This is a genomic window from Neobacillus sp. DZ-9, from assembly GCF_059587065.1.
The window spans coordinates 609,588-618,423 of the sequence record NZ_JCAIOL010000001.1 but is presented as its reverse complement, the minus strand read 5'-3'; the positions used below and the strand labels follow the sequence as shown (position 1 = coordinate 618,423).

Genomic DNA, 8,836 nt, shown 5'->3' with positions numbered 1-8,836 from the left:
GGCAATAATACAACCCAAATCTTTTTCCTTACAAATGCGTTCCAGCTCTTCTAAATCATTTTTTGTAAAACCTGTTGTTCCAACCACAGGACGAACATTATACGCTAGAGCAGTTGTTGTATGGTACATACCTACTTCCGGTGTTGTTAAATCTATTAATACATCTGCCTCTACATTTTGCAGACATTTTTCGATGTCCCGATAAACAGGCACATTATGTATCGATTGAAAGCCATCAATATCACTTAACATAATCCCATCGTATTTATGGTCAACCACTGCTACTAATGTAAAGTGTTCCGTTGTTGATACTAGATTGACTGCTTCACTGCCCATCCGGCCGCGCGGACCGGCAATAACGATTCGGATGTTATTCATCAGACTTATTCCTCATTTCCTCATTAATTCTCGTCCATCTGTTTTTATCCCTCGTATTAAATTTGTTCATTACATAATCGTGGGCCTCTTCAAGATCAATATTTAAAGAATTCGCAAGACAAATAATAACAAACAACAGATCGCCAAGCTCTTCTTCAATTGCTTTTTCAGCTTCTGTTGATTTCTTTGGTTTCTCACCGAAAGTGTGGTTTATTTCCCTTGCTAACTCGCCAAGTTCCTCCGTTAGCCTTGCCAGCATGGCGAGGGGACTGAAATAACCTTCTTTAAATTGTCCAATGTATGTATCGACCTCATGTTGAAGGTCTTTCATCGATTTCCCTTTGTCCAATTATCTTCACCTCATTGCTATCATATTTTTCATGTTAGCTAAAAAAAGACTGTTTTACAAATGTTTTCGTTTAAAGCGTTCACTTTACTGTTTAGATTGCTCCAGTATACTTTATTCGCTATAATAAAAACCGCGATGATAGAGAAAATTATGGAAGAGGAGGTATGTGTATGGTATTAGGCCTTAAATTCAAAAATATATTGTTTATTCTATTAGGGGCAGCCATTTTTTCATTTGGACTTGTAAATTTTAATATGCAAAACAAGCTGGCAGAAGGCGGATTCACAGGGATAACCCTGCTACTTTATTTCCTGTGGAAGTTAGACCCATCTTATACAAACCTGCTGTTAAATATTCCTTTATTTATTATTGGATGGAAGCTGCTGGGCCGAAATGTTTTTTTATATACGATCATAGGAACAGTCGGGGTCTCCATATTTCTGTGGGTTTTCCAACGATATTCTCTTGAAATGCCATTGAAAAGTGATTTAACCTTGGCAGCATTATTTGCAGGAGTTTTTGCTGGTATTGGGTTGGGAATTATCTTTCGCTTTGGCGGTACTACAGGCGGCGTGGATATTATCGCAAGGCTTGTTCAAAAATATGCCGGATGGAATATGGGGAAAACGATGTTCATGTTCGATGTCTGTGTCATTGGCTTATCACTGCTTACATATTTAAACTATAAGCAGGCTATGTATACACTTGTTGCTGTTTTTGTTGGGGCAAGAGTAATTGACTTTATCGTAGAAGGAGCCTATTCTGCAAGAGGTGCGATGATTATTTCAGAAAAAAATGATGAAATTGCCAAAAAAATAATGGATGAAATGGAGCGCGGGGTCACGGCCCTAAGAGGATATGGATCGTATACAAAAAGTGAGCGTGACGTATTATATTGTGTAGTAGCGAAAAGTGAACTGATCCGTTTGAAAAATTTGGTTACTACAGTAGATCCCCATGCCTTTGTATCAATTTCCATTGTTCATGATGTCCTTGGTGAGGGCTTTACACTAGACGAAAATAAAAAACCAATACAAACATAAAAGCAATGCCCCCCAAGGGCATTGCTTCTTTTTTTAATCGTCGTTCCTATTCATACCTGTAAAAATAAAAACCAATCTTAACAATTCCAAAACAGCTACGGCAGCGGCTGCTACATATGTCAGGGCTGCGGCATTTAAAACCTTTTTAGCTTCTCTCTCTTCTGCCTGACCAATTAACCTGAGCGCAGCAATTTGGTCCAACGCACGATTAGAAGCATTGAATTCCACAGGTAATGTGATAAGTTGAAAAAGGACGGCTGCTCCCATGAAAATAATCCCCAAAAGCAGCATACCGCTAAAATGGAAGAGTATCCCTATCATTATAAGGATCCATGAAGCATTCGAACCAAGGTTTGCAACAGGAACCATTGCATGGCGAAAACGCAGGAACGCGTATCCTTTTGCATCCTGTATCGCATGTCCACACTCATGGGCGGCCACGGCAGCCGCAGCAATCGAATGACCATGGAAATTATCTGGAGAAAGGCGGACTGTTTTCGTCCTTGGGTCATAGTGGTCACTTAAAAACCCTCGCCCTTCTTCAACACCAACATTATAAAGCCCATTGGCATTCAGAATTTCCCTTGCAATCTCGGCCCCTCGGCGATAGGAAGAGGACGCAACTCGAGAATATTTAGCAAAGGTACTTTTAACCCTCATCTGGGCCCATAATGGGATCAATGCAATAATAATAAAATATAATAAAAATGACATATAGAACCTCCAATCAGCTCTTGGTGCCTGTCTTGTAATAGAAGCTGCCGATTAGACTCATCAATCCTTTAAATCTCTTGAACGATCTTTTTTCATCCCTTTTTCACCTTGATACTTTCTCCAGCCAACATAAGATAAAGTCATGATAATGATGCTTCCAGTTGATATGATCACCCACCATAAAGAAGGGTCTGCCTCATCCTCTTCCAAGTTGGCAAATAGGTTCTTTAAATCGGTATCGAGGGCATCCAGTTCCTGTCTGCTTTTTTGATCTTTTACAACCTGTGACCTATATTCATCAATAAAATTTATTCGGGCATCTATTCTTTGAATATTTTCTACTGGTACATCAATTTTCATACTTGGATAGATAACATTATACAAGGATAAAAACGAATTAAAGTTTGAATGGAATTGAGCAGAATCACCATTTAGGGCCGCATCCTTTGCTTGATGAAAAGCGGTCATAATTTGGTCTTCCATTTCTGTCCATAATGGTTGATGACTTGTGGCAATTGCATCAATAACAAGACGGAATTTCGTAAGTTTATTTATTCTTTCTTCATATTTCATATTTGGGCTTACAGCAGCTTCCATTGCTTCGTCATGGGAGGTATGAACAATTCTAACCTCATCCATGGTTAAGGGCTGCTCATTACCAGCAATACTAGTGAACTGATCTGAAAAATAATCTAGCAATTTTTTGGCATCTTCGTATCTATGAAACTTCACCATTTGGAGAGCTTCATCGGAAATATCATCAAGCTTCTCCATTGGCGATTGCTGTTTTGCTTGAACTGATATGGGAGTGAGCATCATGATCATTGCTAAAATGACAAACCATTTTATTTTCAATTCTTGTCCCCCCTTTCGTTACTAATTAAAATGTATGAAGGGTTGGACAAGGTTAGACCTGAGAGGCCAAACTATTTTATTTCGAGTTGAAAACGATTAGCCCGGATACATAAATAATAGGCAATGCCAATAGACAAGATCGAAAGCCAAAAGGTAAAATAGCCAATTTGCGGAATATATTGATCAAGCATATGGTAGCTGGGCAGCATGAAAAAGACATAGTCAATAACGTCATTATGTAAGGTCCATATCGCTGTTACGATCAAATGCCACCATTTAATCCGATAAAACGGAGCATATAATAATCCCTGTACCGCCATGGCAAAATGGGAGAAAATCAACATATAGCCAACAGAATCCAGCTCCCCTTGGACAAAAAACACAAGGATGTTCATCACAACAGCCCAGATTCCATATTTAAAAAGGGTAACTATCGCAAGCGATTCTACTAAAGGCCAATTTTTCCTCATTAAAAAAGCTAGAAGGACAAAAACAAAAAATAAGCTTGCAGTTGGACTGTCAGGTACAAACAAGAGAAATTTCGCGGGTGTTTCTTTTAGCTGCCATCCATACCAGTAATATCCATAAATAGTTCCTGCAATATTAATGACTAGTAAAAGTAATAATACATTTCGATTTGCTAAAAAAGGATAAATCCAGCGCACAATGATTCCCCATTTCACTAATTAAGAAAAAAGCTGACGAAAATCGTCAGCTTTTCAATCTTTATTATTTTTTACCAAGGCCTGAGATGAATTCAGAAAGCGTCTTTAACTCTTCGTCTGTACCTTTGAAAATTCCTGGTGGCATTTTGCCGCCTTTACCTTCTTTAGCAATCTTAGCTACTTCAGCAGCAGATAAGCCTGTACCAATGAGTGACGGGGCACCAGCACCACCTTGGAAACTATCGCCGTGACATGTAATACAGGTATTTGCACTAGCGATTTTGTAACCAGCGCTAGACTTATCAATGTCGACTTTTTCAACAATTTTCCCTTGACGTTCTGCAGCAGCCCAGTCATGTGTTGCAACAGATTCCCAAGTTAAATAGACAGTAGCAGCTAACGCCAAAAGCATAGCACCAGTTGCGATTGGACGCTTTAATGGGCGGCGTTCCGATCCACGATCAAGGAACGGTGCCAATAGTAATCCTCCAAAAGCAAGTCCAGGGATAATCATTGCCCCAATTACCGTGTACGGCCCGGAAGCAAATGTATATTTTAGCAATTGATACAAAAATAAGAAATACCAGTCTGGTAATGGAATATAACCTGTATCGGTTGGATCCGCAATCCTTTCAAGCGGAGCCGGATGAGCAACGGTTAAACATAGATAACCAACTAGAAATACTGCTCCTACCATCCATTCTTTCAAAAGGAAGTTAGGCCAGAATGCTTCTGTTTTACCAGGATATTCTGAGTAATCTTTTGGAAGTTTCGGTTTTCGTAATTCAGGTGCTAGCACACGTGAGTCACCAACGAACTTCATACCTTTACCGCGATGCATTGAGCAATCCCCTCCTTTTTCCGTAAAAATAAGATAAAATTACAATTTCAGTTAATAAATTTTTAAAGAGGTCCCGAGATACCTTGTTTGCGAATCATGATAAAGTGGGCTCCCATTAGACCAAGCAGAACACCTGGCAGGAAGAACACGTGAATCGCAAAGAATCGGGTTAACGTTTGCGCGCCAACTATATGTTCATGTCCAGCAAGTAGAACCTTAACATAGCTACCAATAAACGGAGTTGCTTCAGCAATTTGCAGACCTACTTTTGTTGCAAACAACGCTTTCATATCCCAAGGTAATAAGTAACCTGTAAAACCTAAGCCCAGCATGACGAAGAAAATAAGTACTCCGACCACCCAGTTAAGCTCACGCGGCTTTTTATAGGCACCTTGGAAAAACACGCGCAATGTATGTAAAAACATCATTACAAGTACTAAGCTGGCTCCCCAGTGATGCATTCCACGTACGATTTGTCCAAATGCTACTTCATTTTGAAGGTAATAAACGGACTCCCATGCATTTTTAATATCCGGCACATAATACATGGTTAAAAACATACCGGAGAGAATTTGAATAACGGTAACAAAAAATGTCAGACCGCCAAAGCAATAAACAAACGCGGAAAAATGATGCGCTGGGTTAACATGCTCAGGTACTTCATGGTCTGCGATATCGCGCCACAGCGGCGTAATATCTAAACGTTCATCTACCCAATCGTAAATTTTGTTTAACAATGATTACGCCTCCTTCCGTGGTTCAGCTTTTCCTAGATATAGGAAACCGTCTTTTTCTTTGTATGGATATACATCAAGCGGGTGAAGTGGTGGTGTACCCTTAACGTTTGTACCATCCTTCGTGTAACGGCCATAGTGGCATGGACAGAAGAATTGGTTTGGATGCTCCTTGTCCGTATTCCAGTTAACCGTACAGCCTAAATGTTTACAGGTTGGTGATAGGGCAACAATCTTGTCCCCATTCTTATAAACCCAAGCAGTATTGGTTACTTCGGACTCATACCATGCATCTTTTTGCTTGAAGGTGAAGTCAACCCTTACTGGTTCATCGGTTATTTCAGAAACCTTTTGCTTTGTTGCGATAAAATTTCCGGCACCTTCAGTCTTTAATACAGGATCAACTGCAAATCTTACCATTGGCATCAACATTCCAGCTGCCATGAAACCGCCTACACCTGTTAAAGTATAGCTTAAGAATTGACGTCTTGAAACGCGCTCTTTACTCATGCTTATCCCCCCTCTATTAACGAATTTAAGTCCAGCGGACAAAAATTAAACACATATAAAACTAGGACATAACAATGATATATCAATCTGCAGGCAAGGTCAATATCATACTATTTTAAAAACATATAATCTGGATAGTTTTACATATTTTCATGCCATTTTTGCGTAAAGAGAGTTAATAGCTGTTTGACTTGACTGTCGATAATCGTTAATTTTTGCGAATCACTCATTTGATCAAGCGGTATAGCCGGAAGCCAAATTAACGATCCCTTTAATTTTTCGGAACTTTCTCTCCAATCAATTTCAGAGGTTATATAAAATACGTGTTTGAATTCACTCTGAAAAATGCTGGACTCCCAATTAAGCAGCTCATTAAATACTTTTTCGGTACGATCATTTTTTAAGTATGTAAATGGCGGAAACAAGACTATTCTTCCCGTAAATTGTCTTTCTAAATGACTTGTTAATAATGTGATAAATTCTGCAGCTGCAGCAGATTGCTTCATTTCACCCCCAACTGAAACCGAATATAAAGGGACAACTGCGGTATCGACATACTCTTTTGCATTCAAGTAGGTCTCTACCTCTTGAGGTATCCATTTCATAGTGTGCACCAACCTTTAAGAATTCACTAATCCTATATTATCATTTTCTCCAAAAACAATAAAATGATAAAGATAAATCATAAAAAAATAGAAGCCTGCTTAACGCAGACTCCCTTTTGGTTCAGACTGATTTAGATTATTTAATTTTTCGGTTAACATTTTAAACGCTTGGCGATCTTGTTTATCTAGTGCTTCATCAATCAATTGGAGAAGCTTTTCACGTTGAAAGCGTTCAATACTGTTTTGCAGCAGCTGTTCTGCAATTATTCCATCTTTCTCATTAACCTGCAGGTGTTTTGGAACAAATGGATTTTCTTCCAGAACCGCTGCATACTGGTGTGCTTGATTTGAGGCATGGAAGTTTAATTGAATAAAAATATCTTCGTCCCGGTTAAGCCGAATATCATGAAAGGATTTTTCAGCATCGGTCGTCATGACATTTTCCTTATAAAAGCGAAATGGTACTTTATCTACACAATGGGTAGACATAATCAAACCTCGTGGACAATACTGTGCTTGCTCAACAAAATGAACCTTTTCCATTAGTTGATCGTGGCTCATTAAATAATTTAGAATCCAAACACATTCTCTTCTCTTTAGTTGATAATGATTTAAAAACCATCGTATAAAGTCCTTTTTCTCGTTGACAGAAACAGGGGTTGCCATGATAGTTTCCCTCCTCTGCAAAATCAGCTTTTTTAATCTTTGTCGTTTTTAAACTTAGCTGTTGATTTCCACTTCAGGCACTCGCTTTCCGCGGGCGGTCCGTGGAGCCTCCTCGGCGATGAAAGCGCCTGCGGGGTCTCCACTGCCCCGTCCTCCCGCAGGAGTCTCGTGCCTTACGCTCCAATCAACTATGAGAATAAAATTGCCTAATCTTTAAAATCGGTTAAACGTTCAACCAAGTCAAGGTATTCAAAATTGGTAGGATCCTTAATTAGCAGCTGTTTAAAAATTTCGGCAGCGCGGTCCGATTTTCCTTCCTCAACTAAAAAATATCCGTAATCTTGTAAAAAAGTCTCATTGTTCTTAAAAAAAGTATATGCACTTTCATATTTGTCTAATGCGGATGAAAATTTCTCTAATTTCTCAAAAGCGAGGGCAGAATCCCATAAAAATTGGGGCTCCTCATCCTCAGCAATGTCAAGGGCCGAAACTAAATCCAGAACATCCTCATATTGTTCTTGTTGGAATAAAAGCTTATTTAAGGTTAAAGCAGCCTCGGTAAAGCCAGGATCTAAGGCTATTGCTTCGCGAAACAGCTGTTCTGCCTCCATGGTCTTTCCAAGCTTAATAGATATTTTGCCGCCATAGAAAAATAATTCTTTATTAAATTCATCTTGTTTAATGCCTTCATTAATAGCAAGTATGCTATTTTCAAGCTCTTCTTCCCGCTCATATGCCATGGCAAGATGGAGGTAAAGTGAGTGATATTCTGGGTCAAGTTCTTTCAATTCATTGAACTTCTCAATAGCAGTTCGGTTATAACCTGCCTGCAGTGCAGTAAAAGCATAGCCAAATAATGTGTTAATTTCTAACTTTTCATCAAGCGCTTTGTCATAATAGATTAACGCTTCTTCAAACACGCCAGAAGCACTTAAAAGGTCTGCCATTCTCTGGTGAATATTTACTCCGGCAATCTCACTTTCTTCAGTTAAAACTTTTTCATAAGCAGCCATGGCCTTTCGTATTTCGCCTTGCTCACTATAAAGCTCGCCCAGGGCAAAATCGATAATGATTTCATTAGGCAATATTTCCTTAGCCTTGAGAAGCTTATTTTCACAAACCTCATATAAACCTTGGACTTGATAAAGGTCCGCCAATAGAAGTAATGACTGCCCAAAATTAGCATCTTGTTCTGAAATTTTTTCCAGCATGAGAATGGCTTCTTCCTCTTCCCCCGCTTCAATTAGAATCTCACTTAATAGAACAAGTAGTTCCCCCTCCTCAGGGTACATTTCTAACAGGTTCTCAACAAGAACTTTAGCTTCATCCAGAAAACCATACTGATACAATTCTTCACTTAGAAGATATTTTTCATCAGGCTGGCCGCTTTGTAGTAAAACATTATATTCATTTAAGGCCTCATTATGTTGGCCGTTTTCTAACATGGAAATAATTTTATTAACTCTGTCCATTGAC

At 39.0% G+C, this 8,836-nt stretch carries 11 protein-coding genes and 1 pseudogene; 1 reads left to right on the top strand and 11 read right to left on the bottom strand.

Features of this window, described 5'->3' with window-relative positions:
• A pseudogene (locus tag AC59HZ_RS03195) lies at nucleotides 1–378 on the bottom strand (4-hydroxy-tetrahydrodipicolinate reductase); the annotation flags it as partial.
• A complete protein-coding gene (locus AC59HZ_RS03190) occupies nucleotides 371–709 on the bottom strand; it encodes a nucleotide pyrophosphohydrolase (RefSeq protein ID WP_496544650.1) in 339 nt (112 codons plus the stop codon). The gene AC59HZ_RS03190 and the pseudogene AC59HZ_RS03195, both read right to left, overlap by 8 nt.
• Nucleotides 710–897: 188 nt before the next feature.
• Here AC59HZ_RS03190 and AC59HZ_RS03185 point away from each other — a divergent pair, with 188 nt between their 5' ends.
• Nucleotides 898–1,770, top strand: a complete 873-nt coding sequence (locus AC59HZ_RS03185; RefSeq protein ID WP_496544432.1) for a YitT family protein — start codon at nucleotides 898–900, stop codon at nucleotides 1,768–1,770.
• A 33-nt stretch (nucleotides 1,771–1,803) separates the two neighbouring features.
• Here AC59HZ_RS03185 and AC59HZ_RS03180 read toward each other — a convergent pair whose 3' ends face one another.
• The 9 genes from AC59HZ_RS03180 to AC59HZ_RS03140 form a co-directional block, all read right to left on the bottom strand.
• Nucleotides 1,804–2,484, bottom strand: a complete 681-nt coding sequence (locus AC59HZ_RS03180) for a zinc metallopeptidase (RefSeq protein ID WP_496544431.1) — start codon at nucleotides 2,482–2,484, stop codon at nucleotides 1,804–1,806.
• 60 nt (nucleotides 2,485–2,544) lie between these two features.
• Nucleotides 2,545–3,339, bottom strand: a complete 795-nt coding sequence (gene ypjB, locus AC59HZ_RS03175) for a sporulation protein YpjB (protein ID WP_496544430.1) — start codon at nucleotides 3,337–3,339, stop codon at nucleotides 2,545–2,547.
• Between the two features lie 71 nt (nucleotides 3,340–3,410).
• Complete coding sequence (gene lhaT, locus AC59HZ_RS03170; RefSeq protein ID WP_496544429.1) at nucleotides 3,411–4,004, bottom strand: lipoprotein heptaprenylglyceryl N-acetyltransferase LhaT; 594 nt, start codon at nucleotides 4,002–4,004, stop codon at nucleotides 3,411–3,413.
• 64 nt (nucleotides 4,005–4,068) lie between these two features.
• Nucleotides 4,069–4,845, bottom strand: a complete 777-nt coding sequence (locus AC59HZ_RS03165) for a c-type cytochrome (RefSeq protein WP_496544428.1) — start codon at nucleotides 4,843–4,845, stop codon at nucleotides 4,069–4,071.
• Between the two features lie 62 nt (nucleotides 4,846–4,907).
• The gene (qcrB, locus tag AC59HZ_RS03160; protein ID WP_496544427.1) at nucleotides 4,908–5,582 is read right to left on the bottom strand and encodes a menaquinol-cytochrome c reductase cytochrome b subunit; all 675 of its coding nucleotides are present in this window, start codon (nucleotides 5,580–5,582) and stop codon (nucleotides 4,908–4,910) included.
• 3 nt (nucleotides 5,583–5,585) lie between these two features.
• A complete protein-coding gene (locus AC59HZ_RS03155; protein WP_263297852.1) occupies nucleotides 5,586–6,089 on the bottom strand; it encodes a Rieske (2Fe-2S) protein in 504 nt (167 codons plus the stop codon).
• 140 nt (nucleotides 6,090–6,229) lie between these two features.
• Complete coding sequence (locus AC59HZ_RS03150; RefSeq protein WP_496544426.1) at nucleotides 6,230–6,694, bottom strand: YpiF family protein; 465 nt, start codon at nucleotides 6,692–6,694, stop codon at nucleotides 6,230–6,232.
• A gap of 99 nt (nucleotides 6,695–6,793) precedes the next feature.
• The gene (locus AC59HZ_RS03145; protein ID WP_496544425.1) at nucleotides 6,794–7,360 is read right to left on the bottom strand and encodes a ReoY family proteolytic degradation factor; all 567 of its coding nucleotides are present in this window, start codon (nucleotides 7,358–7,360) and stop codon (nucleotides 6,794–6,796) included.
• A gap of 206 nt (nucleotides 7,361–7,566) precedes the next feature.
• Entirely contained in the window at nucleotides 7,567–8,832 is a 1,266-nt protein-coding gene (locus AC59HZ_RS03140; protein WP_496544424.1) for a tetratricopeptide repeat protein, read from the bottom strand.
• Between the last annotated feature and the right edge of the window lie 4 nt (nucleotides 8,833–8,836).